Source organism: Pseudomonas imrae (assembly GCF_046352735.2).
Lineage (GTDB): Bacteria > Pseudomonadota > Gammaproteobacteria > Pseudomonadales > Pseudomonadaceae > Aquipseudomonas > Aquipseudomonas imrae.
Genome location: NZ_CP110853.2, coordinates 2,119,346 through 2,138,228, shown reverse-complemented (window position 1 = coordinate 2,138,228; position 18,883 = coordinate 2,119,346). Strand labels below are relative to the sequence as shown.

The window sequence follows — 18,883 nt, the reverse complement described above, 5'->3', positions numbered from 1 at the left end:
CCGGAGGCTGGGAAGTGAACGAATTTGCGAATTTTCTGACAGAATACTTCGCAAATTCGTTCTTTTCCGGAGAGTTTCATGGCCATCCTCAGCAAAACCGCGGCCTTCCTGACCCTTACGCTGGCCGTCGGGTTCGGCGTCAGCCAAGGGGTCTGGGCAGCCAAACCCACCGCGCAAGAAACCGCGACCCAGGCCATCTCCACCCTGGACGGCAAGTTCACTTTCAACCTGCCAGCAGCCTATGTCGCCGAGACCCTGTCCACGGGTGACGAAGCTCATGGCACGGCTGGCACACGCGGCACTATGTACACCAACCAGGCCGGCAAAAGTGTAGTGATCGTGGCCGAGACCGTGCGCAATGACGGCATCACCATCCAGGACAATGACCCACAATTTCTCGATGGCGCCGTCGCCGGCTTCGTTAAGGACCAAAGCGCGGCGTTGCCTGACTTCAAGAAGCAGAACGAGCAAAAGCTGACCGTCAAAGGCCTGGGCCTGCGCCAGGTGGACAGCACTGCAACCATGGGCGGCGGTGAGACGCTGAACTCGACCTTCCTTGCCGGTTCAGGCAATCGCTTGCTGGTGATCCAGGCCATTTCCCGCGCCGACGATACGAAAGGCCACGGTCTGATGGTGAAGCAGATTACCGGTAGAAAACGCCCCTAAGGCTTGCGCAACAAATAAGTGTCCATGATCCATCCATTGGCCTGGCGCGCGGCCTTGCGCACGCGCTCGATGTCCGCGGCCACTTCGGCAACCTTGCCGCTGATCAGAATCTCGTCTGGCGTGCCCAGGTAAGCGCCCCAGTAGATGTCCAGGTCCTGATCGGCAACACTGCGGTACGAGTCTTCGGCATCAAGCATCACTACCAGCGTATCGGCATCACTGACCTGCCCCGCAGCCAACCGCCGCCCGGTGGTGATTTCAATGGAGCGCCCGATACGGTTCAGCGCCACCTTATGCTGGGCAGCCAGCGCCTGGACGCTGGTGATGCCGGGAATGACCTCGAATTCGAACGCGCAATTCCCGCTGGCGAGAATCGCCTGCAAGATGCGAATGGTGCTGTCATACAGCGCCGGATCACCCCACGCCAGAAAGGCACCTGTTTCCCCGTCGGCCATTTGCTCGTTGATCATCCGCTCAAACGTCTGTTGCTTGTCCCGATTGAGGTCCTGGACAGCCGTGGTGTAGTCGATTTCGCCGCGAACCCGCTCGGGGCAATCGGCTTCGACGAATCGATAAACATGCTCGGCGCTGATATAGGTGGCGCAGATTTCCCGGCGCAGGTCGATCAGCTTGTCCTTGCTCTTGCCCTTGTCCATCAGGAAAAACACATCGGTACGGTTCAGCGCCTTCACCGCCTGCATCGTGATGTAGTCAGGGTTGCCGGCGCCAATGCCGATGATCAGGATTTTCTTCATGACGGTGTTCTCAATGCGGGGGGCGGATTCTGCCATGTTCGCGCAGCTCAGGTCTCGCGTGTTTGCAGGCGCAATCGCCATATATGGTTGAAACGCAGCTCGGTGCAAGACAGCGGATCCACATCGATCATGTTGAACTGCGCGAGCGGGCACTGCATGACATGCACCAATGCAGCGCGGATGATAAAGGGGTGAGTGACCGCCAGCACATGCCCCGGCGTACGCTCCAGCGACTGCAACCAAAGGCCCACTCGCTCGGCCAGTTGCGCCAGCGATTCGCCGCCATGGGGCGCTGCCGCAGGGTCCGTCAACCAGGCCTGCAATGCTTCGGGCTCCGTCTGCTGGATCTGCTCAATGGCTACTCCACGCCAGCGTCCAAGGTCGCAGTCACGCAACGCCTCCTCAACCTCTGCCTCGCGGCTGAACAACGTTGCCGTCTGCCGGGTCCGGGCTTCTGGCCCACACAGCACCCGTGGCACGCGCTTGAACCGCGAAGCCAATGACTGTGGCGCACTCTGCCAGTCCATTTGCAACGGTTCATCAAGTGCAAAACAACCACGTTTTTGAGCACGGGTGCCGGCATGACAAATGAGGGTCAAACGGATGGCTTGCATCTTCAGTCGCTCAGATTCCAGCAGGGAAATAACGTAACCGGCAAAGCGGCCTCAATATGTTACAGGGATCTGGGCTCATGCTGCCGAGCGGGCCAGGTAAAGCACCTCATACCCGATCCCCGGGTGCTGGAGGTCCAACGCCTTGGCCGAAAGAGTAATACGCACCAGTTTCCAGGCTTGCACATCCAGCGCCAGAAACACTGCAACGTTATCGTCACCACTCGCCACCAACTGGTTGCGTGCGGTTTCGTCCGCCATGACCTGGGCCCGATCTGCGCCCGGCGCCAACGACCACTCTTCACGGTACAAACTCAAGGCATTTTGCGCAGGACCGCGTTGCACATCCAGTGGCACCCAGCATTCGATGTAGGGCCGACCAAAACTGTCGAGAACCTTCTGAAAGCGCTCACCCATCAGGAAATCAGCAGCGGCCGACGAGTTGGACCACAGGTAAATCGAGGCATAAAGGTTGCCCATCTGCTGACCCTCTGCCCGTTCCTGGATGATAAACGCCTTGAACAGCAAGCCGTCGGTGTGATCCCAAAGCGGGCCGAGTCGGGTGGCACGCTGGCGGATGAGGCTCATGTCGTAATCGGCGGGCAGGCGGTGGGAATACTGTTTGGCGATCATCAGGTTGCTCCTGCTCAAGGTAAGACGTGAGCTTGTGCAACCCTTATGATTTCAGCAAGATATCACTCAATATACTTATGATAAGAATATGAAATGACTGATACCCTCAAACCCCTCGACATCGACACGGTACAGGCCTTTGTACGGGTGGCCGATTTCGCCAGCTTTACCCGGGCGGCCCAAGTACTGGATACCTCACAGGCAGCGATCAGCCTCAAGCTCAAACGTCTTGAGGAACGCCTCGGTTATCGCTTGCTGGAGCGCACGCCGCGACATGTACGGCTGTCACCTCAAGGTGAACACTTCATCATAGCCGCCCGCGCCTTGCTCAACGCCCACGAGCGTGCACTGGGGAGCATGAGCCAAAACGCCCCGCGGCGCCTGGTAATCGGTATCAGCGATCATGTCGCCGGAGCTGACCTGCCGTTGTGGCTCAGCCGCTTGGCAGCCTACGATCCGCTGATGATCCTGGAGGTTCGGATAGCCTCCTCCCGTGATTTGATCGCAGCCTTTGATCGCAATGAACTGGACGCCGTTATCGTGCGTAACGAAGGTGCCCGCCAGGACGGCGAAGTTCTGGTGGTGGAACGCTTCGGCTGGTTTGCGTCCCCAACCTGGCACCATACACCGGGGACGCCATTGCGCATGGCAACCATGGCCGCGCCTTGCGGCGTGCGCCAATTGGCGGTGCGAGCACTGGAGGAGGCGAAAATCGACTGGGTCGAGGTGTTTGTCGGCGGCGGCGTGATGTCCGTTGGAGCAGCCGTCAGCGCCGGCTTGGGCATTGCCGCCCTCGCCCGCCGTGTTGCGCCGGCAGGCGCCGTGGAGGTCAGTGAGTCTTTTGGATTACCGAGGCTGCCGGTCAGCGAAGTGGTGCTGTATAGCCGGATCAGCGACGAGCGCTCCAGGGAAACACTGCGCGCACTGAGTGCGACCTTCAGAGGCGTGCTGGAGCGCTGAGTCACTGTCATTGGTATTCCGAAACATTGCGATCTTGCTCCCACCACTCGTGACACCGGGTCAGTCCCTTGATGACTCAGCGGTGCTTTTCGATGAATACCGGGCAGGTGCTGTCTATCGCAGATCGGTCAAGCCTTGCGGCCAATGGGCGCGATCCGCGCAGGGCTGCGAGCCAACTCCCGCAGCCACGGCAAGACTCGCAAGCCATACGCGGTGGAAGGCGGATCGATGATATCCATAAAGTGTTCAAGCGTGACGCCGTCCGGAGAGCCAGGCAAACGCACCAGGGCCGACTGCGACAACCTGTTATGCGGCCCTAGATCCTTATCGTCATAGACCAGCACGTGACGCACCCGCGGGTGCCGTTGCAACACCCGCCCTTCGCCAGCGGCCAGGCCGGCATTGATGATCAGCACATCGAATGGCTCGGCCGGAATATCGATGAGGATCCGCACTTCTTCAAAGCTCTGCACAGGCACAATGCGGTGGTAGCCCAGCTGGTTGAGCATTTTTTCGATATACAGCCGTTGCAGGTGCTGTTCATCGGCGACCAGGATGGTCAATGCTGCATTTGGCATGGTAAGCCCTGGACGAGCATCGCTCGCGAAAGGAAAAGAGAGGCCTACTTTTCCAGACATATCCCGATGACAAAATCAGTATTGTTCCCAACTGGCGTAGGAGTTGTCCCAAACAGGCCGAGACATCCTCCCATGCCGCCAAATCATTCAACCCTGGTTGCAATAGTCCACGAGGGTTTGATGCAAGGCTTCGATGGCCGCGCCCATCTCCTGCGCTGCCGTGGCCAATGCTCGAATGTCGCGTTGCTCACACGCCGACTCCAGTGCATCGCAGCAACTTTCCAATGCCCGGGCATCAACAAGGCGCGCCCCGCCTCTGGTTCTGTGAGCCAGATTATGCAGGCCGGCGTAGTCCTTTTTATCCAGCAGTGTTGCCAACTGCGAACGGTCTGTTTCCAGGCTTTCGAGCAACGGCGCGAGCAACTCCTTGATCGCGTCGATGTTGGCACCGGTCAACTTCATCAATCGGCTCAGGTCGATCCCTTCAACTGGCTGTGGCGCCACCGGCTCGCGGACTGAGGGTATCGCGCTACGTGACGCCAGCGCGGTATGCAAGTCCTCGAGACCGGTGGGTTTGAACAAGCAGCCGTTCATACCGGCCTGCAGGCAGCGCTCAGTTTCTTCCGGCTGGGCGTTAGCGGTAAACCCCAGCAATAAACAGGGTGGCAACCCACGGGCATGTTCATCGGCACGAATCTCACGGGCCAATTCATACCCGTTCTTGAGCGGCATATTGCAGTCGGTGATCACCCCGTCGAAGCGCTCGGAACGCCATCGCGCCAGCCCCTGTACGCCATCCTCGGCCGTACTGATGCGGTGCCCCAAGAAACTCAGTTGCCGGGCAAGCAATAGACGGTTGGCAGGATAGTCGTCCACTACAAGGATGTTCAGCGCATGGGCTGGCGGCGCGTCCAAAGGTGCAGGTGGGGCCCGGCCAGAGGTCGAATCGGCCACTGCCAGGGCCAGCGTCACGTCCACCCTGGTGCCTTGGCCCAATGAACTTCTCAATTTCAACTGACCACCCATCATCTCGCACAGGCTGCGACTGATCACCAGCCCCAGGCCGGAACCGCTGCGAGCCGACTGCTCCGTATTACGCCCCTGGACGAACGGGTTGAACAGGTGCTTCTGGTCCTCGTCGCTGATGCCAATGCCCGTGTCCTCCACCACCAGGCGCAAGCTCAGGTAACCATTGGCGGCAGCGGGCGAACCACTGGCGCTCAATCGGACCTGCCCGTTGGCCGTGAACTTGATGGCATTGCTCAACAGATTGGAGACCACCTGTTTGAACCGCAGCGGATCGATCAACACATACCGGTCGATCAATGGCTCAAGCTCCACCCGCAGCGTCAGCCCCTTGGCCCGTGCCAATCCTTCGAAGATCCGCGCCACGGACGCCAGCAACTCATGCAGGTTCGAAGGCTCCAGTGTCAAAGACAGGTGCCCGGATTCAATGCGGGCGATGTCGAGAATATCGCCAATCAATTCCAGCATGCCCCGAGACGCGTCGGAGGCCACTTCCAGCGCATCGTGATCGATCCGCCCCTGCTCGGCATTCTTCAAGGCCAGTTCGATCATGCCGATCACCGCGTTCATGGGCGTGCGGATCTCATGGCTCATGGTCGCCAGGAACGTGGTCTTGGCACGGTTGGCGGAGTCAGCGTCTTCCTTGGCCGCTTGCAATTGCCCAAGCAGATTCTGGCGCTCGCTCACATCCACCCAGCCGGCGATCATGCCCACGACTTTGTCGTCGCCATCACGGTACGGCAGCATCCAGTGGTAGATGGTCAGGGTCAGACCGCCCGGCACCTTGAGCACACGGTCGTGAATCTGCGGTTCGCCCCGCTCCATCAGTTGCAGGTAGTCCTCATGGTAGGACTGGGCCTGGGGAAGATTACCGGTATCGGTCTGGATCACTGTCTTGCCGATGACCTCTTCGAGCTTGAACCCGAAGACATCGAGGTAAGCACTGTTGCACGCCATCAGCCGCCCCATGCGGTCACGTACGTAAATCGGGTGAGGTGTGCCGTCGATCAATACGCTCATGAAGCGCATCTGGTCGCTCAATGCGCGTTCGGCCTCGGTTCGCTTGCGAATCAGGCTGCGCAGGTAAATCGCCCAGCCCAGAGTGACCAGCAGCAACAGCGCTGCCAGCGCAAAACCCTGGATGATGGTGCTGCGATGCCTCAGCCAATAGCTGTCGTCGATCACCACATCACTACGCCACTGACTGGCCAACTCATCCATTTCCTGCGGGGAAATGCTCAACAACGCCTTGTCCAGGATCGAGTACAACTCCAACTGGCTGCGGTTGACCCCAAAGGATACCCATGCCGGCTGGGAGCCGACGGTGCTGGTCACCCGCAGGCGATTGCGGTATTCGTGATCGATGATATAGCGGGCCATGACCAGCGCGTTGACCGCTGCGTCAACTTCACCATTGGCCACCATCGCCAGGCCCTGGGCAGTGTTGTCCACGTCCACGAACACAATATTGGGATAATCCCGGGCGATGCTGTCACGAAGGGCGTTGCCGCCGATCAGCGCCAGGCGTTTACCTGCCATATCCTCAAGGGTACTCACTGCGTTTTTTTCGTTGCGAGTGACCAGCACGAAGGGGCTGGTCAGGTACGGTCGGGTAAAGCGGATTTTGTCTTCACGCTCTGTACTGGGCGTAACCACCGCAACCATATCGATGTCGCCCGCACTTACCTGATCGACCTGAAGCGGCAGCGAATTGCCGCGCACCACATCGAACTTCAAGCCTGTACGCAAACTGATCTGGGCCAGTACATCGGCAGTCATGCCGACGAACTGCCCTCTCTGGTTGAACAATGACAGCGGCAGGAGTTTGTCGACGACCGCAACCTTTATCCTTGGATGCTTGTTCAACCAGCGCTGCTCGCTGGTGCTGAAACGCAAGCGTTCCTTGCCGGCGAAGCCGAGATTACCGGCACTCCAGCGCCGCAGGATTTCCATCTGCTCGCTGGCCGGGATGGCCGCCAGTGCAGCATTGATAATACGCAGCAGACGTTCATTATCACGCACCAGCGCAAAGGCGAACGGATTGACCTCCATGCTCGAAAAGTCAGCCATACGCACATTGTTGAGATAGTTTTTGGTTATCAGGTAGTTGGCACTGATCGCATCGCCCAGATAGACATCCGCCTGGCCGAACGCCACGGCGCCGACCGCCTCGATCGTCGAGGGAAAAAGTTGCAGTGACGCCCCGGGATAAAATGCCGCCACCGCCTCGGGCTGCATGTAGTGATAAAGCATGGCAAGTCGCTTGCCAGCAAGATCACCCGTCAAGACTTGGTTTTCACCAACGCGCGTCACCAGGGTCGGCTGATCATTGGCATAGGAACGCGATAGGATCAGTTCTCGGTCGGACGCCTCGTACCCATTGGCCGAACCCAGGAAGTCCACCTCGCCGCGCTTGAGTGCCGCAATGACCTCGTCTCGATGGCTATAGCGGCGCACCTGGACCTTGACGTTCAATAACTGAGCGAGCAGTGCGGCGTAATCGGCCGTGATGCCTTGGAACTCATCGTTATTATTTACCAGATCGAATGGCGGGTACTCGGGAGTAGAGATCCCCAACGACAAAATGCGTCGCTCATGCAACCATCGCAAATCCGACTCATCGAGCTTGATAGTCTGTTTTTCGAGATGGGAGTGGCCCAGCAAACGCAACGACTGTGACTCGCCATGAGCCACATTTACCGTGAGTGACAGGCCCGCCAGGCAGATCGCCGCAAGCCACTTTCCCAGAAGCGCCGGCATGTCAGATCAGATGGTTGCGCTGAGCGAACTTGGACAAATGTACGACAGATGACATGCGCAGTTTTTCCTTCAACCGGGTCTTATAAGTGCTGATGGTCTTGTGACTCAGCAGCATGTCTTCGGAAATTTCCTTGTTGCCCAAACCCAATGCCAACTTTTGCAGCACCGTCAACTCCCGGTCTGAAAGAGCATCCACCAGTTGCTGCTCGGTAGTCTGCAAGTCATCCCGGCGTACAGAGCTGGTGGGCAGGCTGGGAAAGCAGCTGTAGTTGGACATGACCGCCTTTATGGCCTTTTCCAACTCATCCAGTTCACCTGTTTTCGAGACAAAGCCCATTGCACCGGCACGCATGCAGCGTGTCGAAAAGAACACTGCCAAGTAAGAGGTCAGCACCAGAATCTTGCACGGCAGGCCAAGCGCCTTGACTCGGTTGATGACCTCCAGCCCGCCCAGTTTGGGCATCGCCAGATCCAGGATAATCAGGTCTGGTCGCTCTTCCCTGGCGATCTGCACCGCATCAGCGCCATTGCCAGCCTGAAAAATCTCCTCAAAACCTTCCTTCTTCAGCAGGTATTGGACGGTTGCACGAATGAACGGATGGTCATCCACTATTAACGCTTTGCTCATGCGACTCCCCTGGGAAAGCACCACGACTGGTTGATTGCATTACTGGCGGCTCACCGGTTCGTCAAGACGCCAATACCCTTACACATCACACAAAGCCCGGATACCTGTGAGAAATCACAGTTCCGACGAGCGGTATTACCTACCGGCAACGACGAAAATGAACCTGACCCTGCAGGTTAAACAGCAGCACCGTCACGTGTGACTAGCCCCAACAGCGCAACATTAACAATGCAAGGATGTCGGGACCGAAGGGAGAATCCGATCTATTTGTAGGATTAATCCTCATCTAAATATAGACATCAAACGCCGTCCAGGCCGGGAGACTCGCCGGCGCCGCCCCGGTTCATTCGGTGGTGCTGGGGCTCCAGAAGGCCTGAACTACCAGGCTCGAACGGGAGATCCGCGCCACCAGCGCATCCAGTTCGTCACCGTCGACCGAGGTTGCCGCCAGCATGGCCTCGATCTCGATTTCTTCATTGCCGAAGGAACGTACGTCGACATCACTGGCCGGGTAGTTGCATCGCGCCAGCTCCGCTTCCAACAAAGCCAGCACGGCTTTCTGCTGGGTACGAAGGGCGATCACATAGAGAATATTGGTGACCTCGGCGGAAACCACGTCCAGGGGTTGGCGATTGATGTTATTGACGATTGGCCGCAACAAGGTGTTGGCCGCCAGCACAAACAGCGTGCCCAGCAACGCTTCCAAGACCAGGTCGGCACCGGCACAGGCGCCCACGCCCGCCGAAGCCCACAGCGTGGCGGCGGTGTTGAGCCCGCGCACATTGCCTTCCTCGCGCATGATGACCCCGGCACCGAGAAAACCGATGCCGGACACCACGTACGCCACCACCCGTACCGCGCCGTCGGCGCCGCCGAGACGGTTGGCCATGTCGACAAAAATCGCCGCGCCCACCGCGACCAGCACGTTGGTGCGCAGCCCCGCCGTGCGCTGGCGATACTGGCGCTCATAGCCGATCAACCCACCCAGGATAAATGCGGCACTCAGGCTGACCAAGGTGTCGATCAAGGAGGCGAGGTTAATGTTGTTGATTGCTTGCATGAAAAATATCCCTTCGTAACCTGCAGAGTCCACAGCAGGCTTGCCCGATAAAGCGACACCAGAATTGGGATCACGGGCTGTTGGGCATCAAACAAGGGGGAACTTCGGCACAGAACCAGGGTTGGCTGCTACCGGAATGCCGCTTCTCGCTGTATCGGCGAGACAACGGCAGGAGAAATGCGCGTTATCTTGCCGAGAATGTGCCGCGGGCCGTGATAGGCCGACAACTGTGACTCGAACAAGTACCCATCGAGGGGCTCCGCTATTGATGAAAACGCGCGCAGTTTACGTGGGGGTTTAGGGGGAGTAAATCGTCGGGAAGATTCTGGACGTGGAATAAGATGTTTCTTCAGGAAGGGTTCAGGCTAGGCCGAGACAAGAGACAGCAACACCTTCGTTGTAGGAGCGAGCGTGCTCACGAAAGACCCGAGCACGCCTCGGAGTGCCGGATTCCCCGCATCATCGTTAATGACCTTCGCAAGCAAGCCCGCTCCTACAGAAACAGAAGTCCAGTCGGCTGAAGCCGTGACCGCAGTTCTCAGCTTGCCGTAGCCAGCAACACATCACCTACCGAGCGCCCCTGCCCGCGGCTGCGGTCATGCTCATGCAGCGACGCAGCAATCTCATCCGCCCGAATCGGCAGGACCGACAACAACGTATCACTCAAGCCATGACTCGCCTGGCTGAAGCCCTGCATGTAAATACCCGCCTTGCAACGGTCATCCGTCACCACGCGATAATCGCGAGTCACTTCAAAGTCGCCCATATACGTCTGCAGCGGCGCCAACAACTGGCGATGCATCTGACGCTCATACCCGGTGGCCAGCACCACCGCGTCGTAATGGTTGACTACCGTTTCACCGGTGGCGTTATGGCGCACCGCCAACTCGATACCCAGCGCCCCGGCGCTGGCTTTCTCCACCGTGGTCAATGTCCGGAACGCATGGCGGGCAATACCGGAGACTTTCTGGCGATAGAAGATCCCGTAGATACGCTCGATCAGATCCAGGTCCACCACCGAATAGTTGGTGTTGTGGTACTCGTTGACCAGGCGCTGGCGTTCGCTGCTGGCTTGCTGGAAGACCAGGTCGGTGAACTCCGGGGAAAATACTTCGTTGACGAACGGGCTGTCATCGGCCGGTTTGAGAGCCGAACCGCGCAGGATCATGTCCACCTGCACCGAGGGGAAGCTGTCATTGAGGTCGATAAAGGCCTCGGCTGCGCTCTGCCCGCCCCCGATGATCGCGACGCGCATTGGCTTGCCTTCGACACACGGCTGCTGGGCCATGCGCGCCAGGTATTGGGAATGGTGGAACACCCGCCCGTCGTCCTTGAGTGCCTTGAACGCCTCGGGAATCCGCGGCGTACCGCCGGCACTGACGACCACCGAGCGTGCGGTACGGACCAGTTGTTCGCCATGGGCATCGCGGGAAATCACCCGCAGGGCCTCGACCTGTTGCTGATGCAGGATCGGCTCGATCGCCAGCACTTCCTCGCCGTAGCGGCTTTGCTCGGTGAACTGCCCGGCCACCCAACGCAGGTAGTCGTTGTACTCCATGCGGCACGGGTAAAACGTACCCAGGTTGATGAAGTCCACCAGGCGCCCGTGGGCCTTGAGGTAGTTGACGAAAGAATAAGGGCTGGTGGGATTGCGCAGGGTCACCAGGTCCTTGAGGAAGGAAATCTGCAACTCACTCTGGCTCACCAGGGTGTTGCCGTGCCAGCGGTAGTCGGCCTGCTTGTCGAGAAACAGCACATCCAGTTTGCCCTGGGCTTTCTCGCGTTCTTGCAGGGCGATGGCCAACGCCAGGTTCGAAGGGCCGAAACCGATCCCGATCAGGTCGTGAACCGCGGGCGATGCAATTGCCTGTGTCATTCCAGTGTCCTCTGGATAAGCCCCGTGGCTTTGGGGCGAAAAGCCTCAGCGACCTGCTGAACAACAGGTCATGTGTTGATAGGAAACGAGGACAATGAAAAGAAATTTAAGCCAGCCGTTTTATTCAGTGACGGTCCCACTCGCGCATCCGTACCCGGCAATGCTTCATCGCGTTGACGATGTGTTTCTCCACCACGCTGCGCGAAACATTCAGGCGCTCGGCGATTTGAGGATGGGTCAGGCCTTCGACTTTGCGCAGCAGGAAACTGTCACGGCATGCCGGCGACAACTCGGCAAGGGCGCGCCCGAGCATGTCCAGGCGTTGGTGGTGATCCAGGCTGACTTGGGGCGAGGGGCTGAAGAAGCGCTCTTCGGTATCCAGCACCTCCAGCGACTCGACCTGGCGCAAGGTGTTGCGTCGATGGCCGTCAATCACCAGGTTCAAGGCCGTACGATAAAGAAAGGCGCGAGGTTGTTCGATCGGCGTATCGCTGGCGCGCTCCAACACTCGGACATAGGCGTCATGCACCACATCCTCGGCCACCTGACGGTTGCCCAGCTTGGCGTTGAGGAAACATACCAACTCGCGATAGTAGCTTTCCAACATGACTCCCGACCGTATTTTTAACGGCTTATGACCCTTGAGTGCGAAGAGAACCGACGAGGATATAGAGTGATGGCAGTTTGAACCAGTGTAATTTATAGTAATTCTCATATAGATTTAAAGACGACTTATACCTGTAGTCCCCGGCCTGTATTTCCGCGAGCTGTAACTGCATATGTAAACACCTAAATTTCAGGACAAACCTCTCGTTTACCTGACAGCTCCCCCGCTTCTGTCGTCTCTCGACAGCCCTCATATCCGCCGCCTGATGCGCGCGATTGAGCCGCGGCCCGATCTTTCCTGGCTGGAAACCGTGCATGAAACGTCCTCCCACCGCCCGACGCGCCTTGCTTGTCATCGCCGCCCTGGCCCCCGTTATTGCTGTCGCGGCCTGGCAGATTCTGCCGTCGGGGCGGGAAAATCTAGCGACCGTCACCGTTACCCGGGGCGATATCGAAAGCAGCGTCACCGCCCTGGGCACCCTGCAACCAAGGCGCTATGTGGACGTCGGCGCCCAAGCGTCCGGACAGATCCAGAAAATCCACGTCGAAGCCGGCGATATGGTCAAGGAAGGCCAATTGCTGGTGGAAATCGATCCATCGACACAAAAGGCCAAACTGGACGCCAGTCGCTACGCCATCGAGAACTTACAGGCCCAATTGCAGGAGCAACGGGCACAGCATGCGTTGGCGCGCCAGAAATACCAGCGTCAGCAGCGCCTGGTGGCCGGCAACGCCACCCGCGAGGAAGACGTGCAAACCGCCAAGGCCGAACTGAGCGCCACCCAGGCGCGGGTCGACATGTTCCAGGCGCAGATCCGCCAGGCCCGGGCCAGTCTGCGCAGCGATGAAGCCGAACTGGGCTATACGCGCATCTATGCGCCGATGAGTGGCACAGTGGTTGCCGTGGACGCCCGCGAAGGCCAGACCCTCAACGCCCAGCAACAGACACCGTTGATCCTGCGAATCGCCAAACTGTCGCCGATGACGGTGTGGGCGGAAGTTTCAGAGGCAGATATCGGCCATGTCAAACCGGGGATGCACGCTTATTTCACTACCCTCAGTGGTGGCAATCGACGCTGGACCAGTACCGTGCGCCAGATCCTGCCCGTGCCTCCCAAGCCCCTCAATGAAACCAGCCAGGGTGGCGGCAGCCCCAGTAGCTCCGGGAAAAGCGGCAGTGGCCGGGTAGTGCTTTATACGGTGCTGCTGGACGTCGATAACGCCGACAACGCGCTGATGGCAGAGATGACCACCCAGGTATTTTTCGTCGCCAGCCAGGTCAAGAATGCCCTGACCGCCCCGGTTGCCGCCCTGCAAGGCTCCTCCGGCATTGATCAACAGGTCGCTCGGGTCGTGGCCAAAAACGGCAGCATCGAAACCCGCCAGGTCCGCCTGGGCATCAGTGACCGCTTGCGCGTCCAGGTGCTCGAGGGCCTGGACGAAGGTGATCACCTGCTGATCGGCCCGGCTGATGGCAGCGGAGGTTGAATGTCGGCGCCACTGATCGAACTCAAGGGCATTCGCAAATCCTACGGAGGCGGTGAAACGCCGCAGGTCGACGTGCTTCGCGGTATCGACCTGTCGATCCATGCGGGCGAATTCCTGGCGATTGTCGGGGCTTCCGGGTCCGGCAAATCCACACTGATGAACATCCTTGGCTGCCTCGACCGCCCAAGCGAGGGCGACTACCTGTTTGCCGGGCAAAACGTCGCCCACCTGGGTAGCGACGAGCTGGCCTGGCTGCGCCGCGAAGCGTTCGGCTTTGTGTTTCAGGGCTATCACTTGATCCCGTCCGGCTCGGCCCAGGAGAACGTCGAAATGCCGGCGATTTATGCCGGCATGAGCGCCAGTGAACGTCACGCCCGCGCCAGCGCATTGTTGACGCGCCTTGGGCTGGCGGGACGCACCGACAACCGCCCGCACCAGCTTTCCGGCGGCCAACAGCAACGGGTTTCGATTGCACGCGCCTTGATGAACGGCGGCCATATCATCCTCGCCGACGAACCGACCGGCGCCCTCGACAGCCACAGCGGCGCCGAGGTCATGACACTGCTGGACGAACTGGCGAGCCAGGGTCATGTCGTCATTCTCATCACCCACGACCGCGAAGTGGCGGCGCGCGCCAAGCGCATCATCGAAATCCGCGACGGCTTGATCATCAGCGATACCGCAGACACCCCCTCCGAGATCACCACCCTCGACACCCGCGCCCTGCAAGCAGTGGACCTGCGCCAACGCCTGGCTGACGGTGCCGAGCACAACGGCGCCTGGAAAGCCGAGCTGCTGGACGCTGTGCAAGCGGCCTGGCGCGTCATGTGGGTCAACCGGTTCCGCACGGCACTGACGCTGCTGGGGATCATCATCGGGGTCGCCTCCGTGGTGGTGATGCTTGCCGTGGGCGAAGGCAGCAAGCGCCAGGTAATGGCACAAATGGGCGCCTTCGGCTCAAACATTCTCTACGTCAGTGGTTCGGCGCCCAACCCGCGTACACCGCCCGGCATCATCACCCTGGACGATGTCGCGGCCCTGGCCGCCCTGCCGCAGGTTCAACGCATCATGCCAGTGAATGGCGCGGACGCCGGGGTACGCTTCGCCAATGTCGACCACCTCGCTTATGTGGGAGGTAACGACACCAACTTCCCGGCGATTTTCAACTGGCCGGTGGTCGAAGGCAGCTACTTCACCCAGGCCGACGAGCGTGCCGCCGCTACCGTGGCGGTGATCGGCAAGAAAGTGCGCGACACGCTGTTTACCAATGGCAGCGACCCGATCGGCCAGTACATCCTGATTGAAAACGTGCCATTCCAGGTGGTGGGGGTGCTCGCGGAAAAAGGTGCCAGCTCCGGCGACAAGGACAGTGACAACCGCATTGCCATCCCTTATTCGGCGGCCAGCGTGCGCTTGTTCGGCACCTATAACCCTGAATATGTGGTGATCGCCGCTGCCGATGCGCGCAAGGTCCACGACGCCGAAAAGGCTATCGACCAGTTGCTGCTGCGCCTGCACAACGGCAAGCGCGACTACGACCTGACCAACAACGCCGCCATGATCCAGGCCGAAGCGCGGACCCAGAACACCCTGTCGCTGATGCTCGGCGCCATCGCTGCCATTTCATTGCTGGTGGGAGGCATCGGCGTGATGAATATCATGTTGATGACCGTACGCGAGCGCACCCGGGAAATCGGCATCCGCATGGCCACCGGCGCGCGACAGCGCGACATCCTGCGCCAGTTCCTCACAGAGGCGGTGATGTTGTCGGTGGTCGGCGGCGTGACAGGCATCGGCCTGGCCCTGCTGGTGGGTGGCGCGCTGCTGCTCAGTGACGTGGCGGTGGCCTTTTCCCCGGCCTCGGCCCTCGGCGCCTTTGCGTGCGCGTTGGTCACCGGAGTTATCTTCGGCTTTATGCCGGCTCGCAAAGCGGCTCGCCTTGACCCCGTCACGGCCCTTACCAGTGAATGAACACGCGATGAAAGCCACCTTGACCCTGATTGCCGCCAGCGTCTTGCTGTCGGCTTGCACCAGCCCTGCCCCGCGCCCCGACAGCGGCCTGCAGCCACCCACTAACTGGGATGCATCACAGGATTCGGCCAGCCTGGCAGACAATCGACAATGGTGGACGGCATTTGCCAGCCCGCAACTCAACCGCCTGATCGAGCAGGCCCGTATCGGCAGCCACGACCTGGCCGGCGCCATGGCCCGTGTACGCCAGGCCCAGGCCAGCGCGGTGATCGCCGGCGCGCCACTGCTGCCGGAACTCAAGGCCGGGCTGAATGCCAACCACCAGAAACTGCTGGGCGGCAACGGCTACCGCCAACTGAGTGCCGACAACGATAATCGCGCGGTGGATTACTTCGATGCGAACCTGACCGCCAGTTACGAAATCGACTTCTGGGGCGGCAAGCGCGCCAGTCGCGACAGTGCGCTGCAGGATGTGCGAGCCAGCGAGTTCGACCAAGCGACTGTCGAACTGACCCTGCTCAGTGGCGTCGCGACCCTCTATACACAGGTGCTGGCGCTGGATGAGCAACTACGCATCGCCGAACTCAACCTGGCTAACGCGCAAAGCGTGTTGAACCTGGTGCAGACCCGGCATGACGCGGGTTCCGCCACTACCCTTGAACTGGCTCAGCAAAAAAGCCTGGTCGCAGCGCAGCAACGACAACTGCCCAGGGTGCAGCAGCAGACCCGCGAGGCCCGTATCAGCCTGGCCACCCTGCTGGGCCAACCGGTCCAGGAACTGGTCCTGAGCCCGCAGCCCTTTGCCAGCCTGACCTGGCCGACGATTGCCGCCGGCGTGCCCAGCCAGTTGCTGAGTCGGCGCCCAGACATCGCCAGTGCCGAAGCCAGGCTGGCGGCAGCCCAGGCCGACATCACCGTCGCACGTGGGGCCATGTTGCCCAGCGTCACTCTCACCGCCAACCTGGGATCGGGTGCAAACCAGGCCGCAGACCTGTTGCGCAGCCCGTTCTACAACCTCACGGGCGGGCTGCTTGCGCCGATCTTCAACCATGGCCGCCTCGCCGCCGAACGTGACAAAGCCACTGCGCGCCAGGAGGAACTGTTGCACAGCTATCGCGGCACCATCATCCAGGGTTTCGCCGACGTGGAATCCGCCCTGAGCAGCATTCGCGGACTGGATGAGCAACGTCAGTGGCAGACCGAGGAACTGGAAGAGGCGCAAAGTGCATTTCGCATCGCACAAAACCGCTACCAGGCAGGCGCAGAAGACCTGCTCACGGTTCTGGAAACCCAGCGCACGCTATATGCCGCGCAAGACTTGAACGTACAACTGCGCCAGGCCCGCCTCAGCGCGAGCATCGCTTTGTATAAAGCCTTGGGCGGTGGCTGGCGGGTGTACTGAGCGTCAGGCTCGGCCAAGAATCGCCCCTCAAGGTTTTCACCCGGCTGGCACCCCCTAGTCCCCAACCTTCAAGTGCCGCGCATACCAAGGCCTGCGAGGCACTTTGCGGAACAGGTCGGCGAGCTTTTTGTCATCCGTGCCGAAGGTGATACGCAACGCCAGCTTCATGGTCTCCGGGTCCATTTCCACCGTTTTGCCCATCTGCAGCCCAGGCGTCGTGCTACAGCCATGAGTCACCGGCCCCAGCCAGGGATCACCGATTTCTACCCAGCGACCAGGCGCGAACCAGGGAATCCCGTTGACCCGCAAACGCGTGACTTCGCCCGGATGAAAGCGTTCATGGGCCCGAAACCAGTCTTCGATGCGGTCATCGATCCAGCCGTGGAAATGCCAGAACACCGGGTTTACATGGGACGAAAACGGATCGCCGAGAAAGTCGTTTTCGGCCACGTACCAACGGGGTGAAAAGTCATCCAGTTCGCGCGCCAGCGGCACCGGGGCGCCGTTGGACGGATCGCGAGGCACCGACGCCCAGCGCATGTGCAGCCAGTCGTGCAGGCCCAGTTCGATTTCCGAACCAAACTGCCCCAGGGTCAAGCGCGACAAATACCGCGAATCGCTGTAGCGCGCCTCCCAGACCCGAAAGTTGCCGTGAAACGTGTCCGCCTGCTTGATGTCACTGATCCAGCGGGTGAAGGCGTCGTCGTCCGCAGCCGTCCAGGTCGGTGGCAACGCAAAGCCGTCATGATTATCAAAATATCGCGCAAACCCCACACGATCACGCTCGAGCTCCGGTTGCGGCAGTGGAAACCGTGGCCAGGAAGGCAAGTCCTGCAGAGACCGCGCGGTGGCGAGCATATGGCGATGCATGAAGAAAAAATCGATGCCCGAGCCATTGCGGTCCTTGCGCACTCCGCGGGCGTCACGCTCCTTGTCCCTGGGGCCAGGCTGCCAGCCAATACCGCGCAAGGCGTCGCGCTTGTCCTCGGGCAGGGTGTGCCATTTATCCCGGGAGGCATGCCACAGCTGGTGAAACAAGCGGTGCTCCGGGGAGATCAGCCATGCGAGCAATGCCTGATTCAAACCAATGCGCTGGCGTGCTTCGGGAAACAAACGCTTGGTGGCGACAAAACGGTGGTCTTCGACGGGTAACGACAAGGGGCGATCAAGTCGCGAAACCTGGCCACTGAGAGTACCGCTGCCCGCATTGCCGAACTCGGCCCAGACTTCATCAAGCGTCATGCTGAACTCATAGATCGGCGTCGGTACACCCTCGACGGTACGCAGCAACCGCCAATAGTGTTGCGGTTCGCCGGGTTCGGCCAGATCGCCCGACACGTGGTAGAGCGGCTCGCCTGCGCCCTGCAATACTTCATCATGATCCAGGTAGCCGATCAGCCCGCGCCCCTTGGAGGCAATATCCAGAAAAACCGTCAACCCCTGCAGGGGCAGGCCATCCAGACCCGCGTCACGCCCTTCGAAACGAATATCCCAGATGCCACGCAAGCGATTGGCCAACTGCTGGCCGGTTGTGTCGGCCAGTTCTACGGACGCCTCGCCGGGCGTCACGGGTTCCTCCTCCCGGGTCAAATGGCGGTGCGCATAATAAGCCGCCGGCACCGCCGCACCCGTCAACGCCAGACCTGCAATAAACCCACGCCGCGAAATCGTCATTGCCCTACCTGTTTGAGCCATGGAGCAGGCCTTATCCAAGCTAATACGTTTCCCATGCCGGCAAATTTAGCCATCTGCTGCCCCAAGGCCCGCCCACCCTGCACGGATCATTTGCCGACACACTCCAAGGCCTAAATTTGCCGCCAGGCCAATCGTTCTTCCCAGATAGCGAAGGCCCTGTGCCTGTGC

Annotated in this window: 15 protein-coding genes; 5 read left to right on the top strand and 10 right to left on the bottom strand. The window is 60.0% G+C overall.

Going from position 1 to position 18,883, the window contains the following annotated elements:
• Positions 1 to 78 precede the first annotated feature (78 nt).
• A complete protein-coding gene (locus OQ460_RS09595; protein ID WP_410021567.1) occupies positions 79 to 666 on the top strand; it encodes a hypothetical protein in 588 nt (195 codons plus the stop codon).
• Here OQ460_RS09595 and cobF read toward each other — a convergent pair.
• From cobF to OQ460_RS09580, 3 genes are all read right to left on the bottom strand, one after another.
• The gene (cobF, locus tag OQ460_RS09590) at positions 663 to 1,421 is read right to left on the bottom strand and encodes a precorrin-6A synthase (deacetylating) (RefSeq protein WP_410021566.1); all 759 of its coding nucleotides are present in this window, start codon (positions 1,419 to 1,421) and stop codon (positions 663 to 665) included. The two genes, OQ460_RS09595 and cobF, sit on opposite strands and share 4 nt — an antisense overlap.
• 47 nt (positions 1,422 to 1,468) lie before the next feature.
• A complete protein-coding gene (locus tag OQ460_RS09585; protein WP_410021565.1) occupies positions 1,469 to 2,035 on the bottom strand; it encodes a histidine phosphatase family protein in 567 nt (188 codons plus the stop codon).
• 75 nt (positions 2,036 to 2,110) lie between these two features.
• Complete coding sequence (locus OQ460_RS09580) at positions 2,111 to 2,665, bottom strand: DUF4865 family protein (RefSeq protein WP_410021564.1); 555 nt, start codon at positions 2,663 to 2,665, stop codon at positions 2,111 to 2,113.
• 93 nt (positions 2,666 to 2,758) lie between these two features.
• On the opposite strand from OQ460_RS09580, the gene OQ460_RS09575 reads away from it, so the two are divergent.
• Positions 2,759 to 3,625, top strand: a complete 867-nt coding sequence (locus OQ460_RS09575) for a LysR family transcriptional regulator (RefSeq protein WP_410021563.1) — start codon at positions 2,759 to 2,761, stop codon at positions 3,623 to 3,625.
• A gap of 128 nt (positions 3,626 to 3,753) precedes the next feature.
• Here OQ460_RS09575 and OQ460_RS09570 read toward each other — a convergent pair whose 3' ends face one another.
• The 6 genes from OQ460_RS09570 to OQ460_RS09545 all read right to left on the bottom strand — a co-directional run bounded on the left by OQ460_RS09570 (position 3,754) and on the right by OQ460_RS09545 (position 12,160).
• Positions 3,754 to 4,203 (bottom strand): chemotaxis protein CheY, encoded by a 450-nt coding sequence (locus tag OQ460_RS09570; RefSeq protein WP_410021562.1) that lies wholly within the window; start codon positions 4,201 to 4,203, stop codon positions 3,754 to 3,756.
• A gap of 147 nt (positions 4,204 to 4,350) precedes the next feature.
• Positions 4,351 to 7,989 carry a transporter substrate-binding domain-containing protein gene (locus OQ460_RS09565; RefSeq protein ID WP_410021561.1) on the bottom strand — a complete coding sequence of 1,213 codons (3,639 nt, stop codon included), beginning with the start codon at positions 7,987 to 7,989 and terminating at the stop codon, positions 4,351 to 4,353.
• Between the two features lies 1 nt (position 7,990).
• Positions 7,991 to 8,617 (bottom strand): response regulator, encoded by a 627-nt coding sequence (locus tag OQ460_RS09560; RefSeq protein ID WP_410021560.1) that lies wholly within the window; start codon positions 8,615 to 8,617, stop codon positions 7,991 to 7,993.
• A 343-nt stretch (positions 8,618 to 8,960) separates the two neighbouring features.
• Positions 8,961 to 9,677: an MgtC/SapB family protein gene (locus OQ460_RS09555; protein WP_410021559.1), complete on the bottom strand. Its 717-nt coding sequence runs from the start codon at positions 9,675 to 9,677 to the stop codon at positions 8,961 to 8,963.
• 538 nt (positions 9,678 to 10,215) lie between these two features.
• On the bottom strand, positions 10,216 to 11,553 hold the full coding sequence (locus tag OQ460_RS09550; protein ID WP_410021558.1) for a lysine N(6)-hydroxylase/L-ornithine N(5)-oxygenase family protein: 1,338 nt from the start codon (positions 11,551 to 11,553) through the stop codon (positions 10,216 to 10,218).
• Positions 11,554 to 11,677: 124 nt separating this feature from the next.
• Complete coding sequence (locus OQ460_RS09545; RefSeq protein WP_410021557.1) at positions 11,678 to 12,160, bottom strand: sigma-70 family RNA polymerase sigma factor; 483 nt, start codon at positions 12,158 to 12,160, stop codon at positions 11,678 to 11,680.
• A 314-nt stretch (positions 12,161 to 12,474) separates the two neighbouring features.
• On the opposite strand from OQ460_RS09545, the gene OQ460_RS09540 reads away from it, so the two are divergent.
• The 3 genes from OQ460_RS09540 to OQ460_RS09530 are packed head-to-tail and all read left to right on the top strand — an operon-like array spanning position 12,475 to position 17,020.
• The gene (locus OQ460_RS09540) at positions 12,475 to 13,647 is read left to right on the top strand and encodes an efflux RND transporter periplasmic adaptor subunit (RefSeq protein WP_410021556.1); all 1,173 of its coding nucleotides are present in this window, start codon (positions 12,475 to 12,477) and stop codon (positions 13,645 to 13,647) included.
• On the top strand, positions 13,648 to 15,618 hold the full coding sequence (locus OQ460_RS09535; protein ID WP_410021555.1) for a MacB family efflux pump subunit: 1,971 nt from the start codon (positions 13,648 to 13,650) through the stop codon (positions 15,616 to 15,618).
• A 7-nt stretch (positions 15,619 to 15,625) separates the two neighbouring features.
• Positions 15,626 to 17,020 carry an efflux transporter outer membrane subunit gene (locus OQ460_RS09530; protein ID WP_410021554.1) on the top strand — a complete coding sequence of 465 codons (1,395 nt, stop codon included), beginning with the start codon at positions 15,626 to 15,628 and terminating at the stop codon, positions 17,018 to 17,020.
• Positions 17,021 to 17,074: 54 nt separating this feature from the next.
• Here OQ460_RS09530 and OQ460_RS09525 read toward each other — a convergent pair whose 3' ends face one another.
• Positions 17,075 to 18,694 (bottom strand): PvdJ/PvdD/PvdP-like protein, encoded by a 1,620-nt coding sequence (locus OQ460_RS09525; protein WP_410021553.1) that lies wholly within the window; start codon positions 18,692 to 18,694, stop codon positions 17,075 to 17,077.
• Positions 18,695 to 18,883 lie beyond the last annotated feature (189 nt).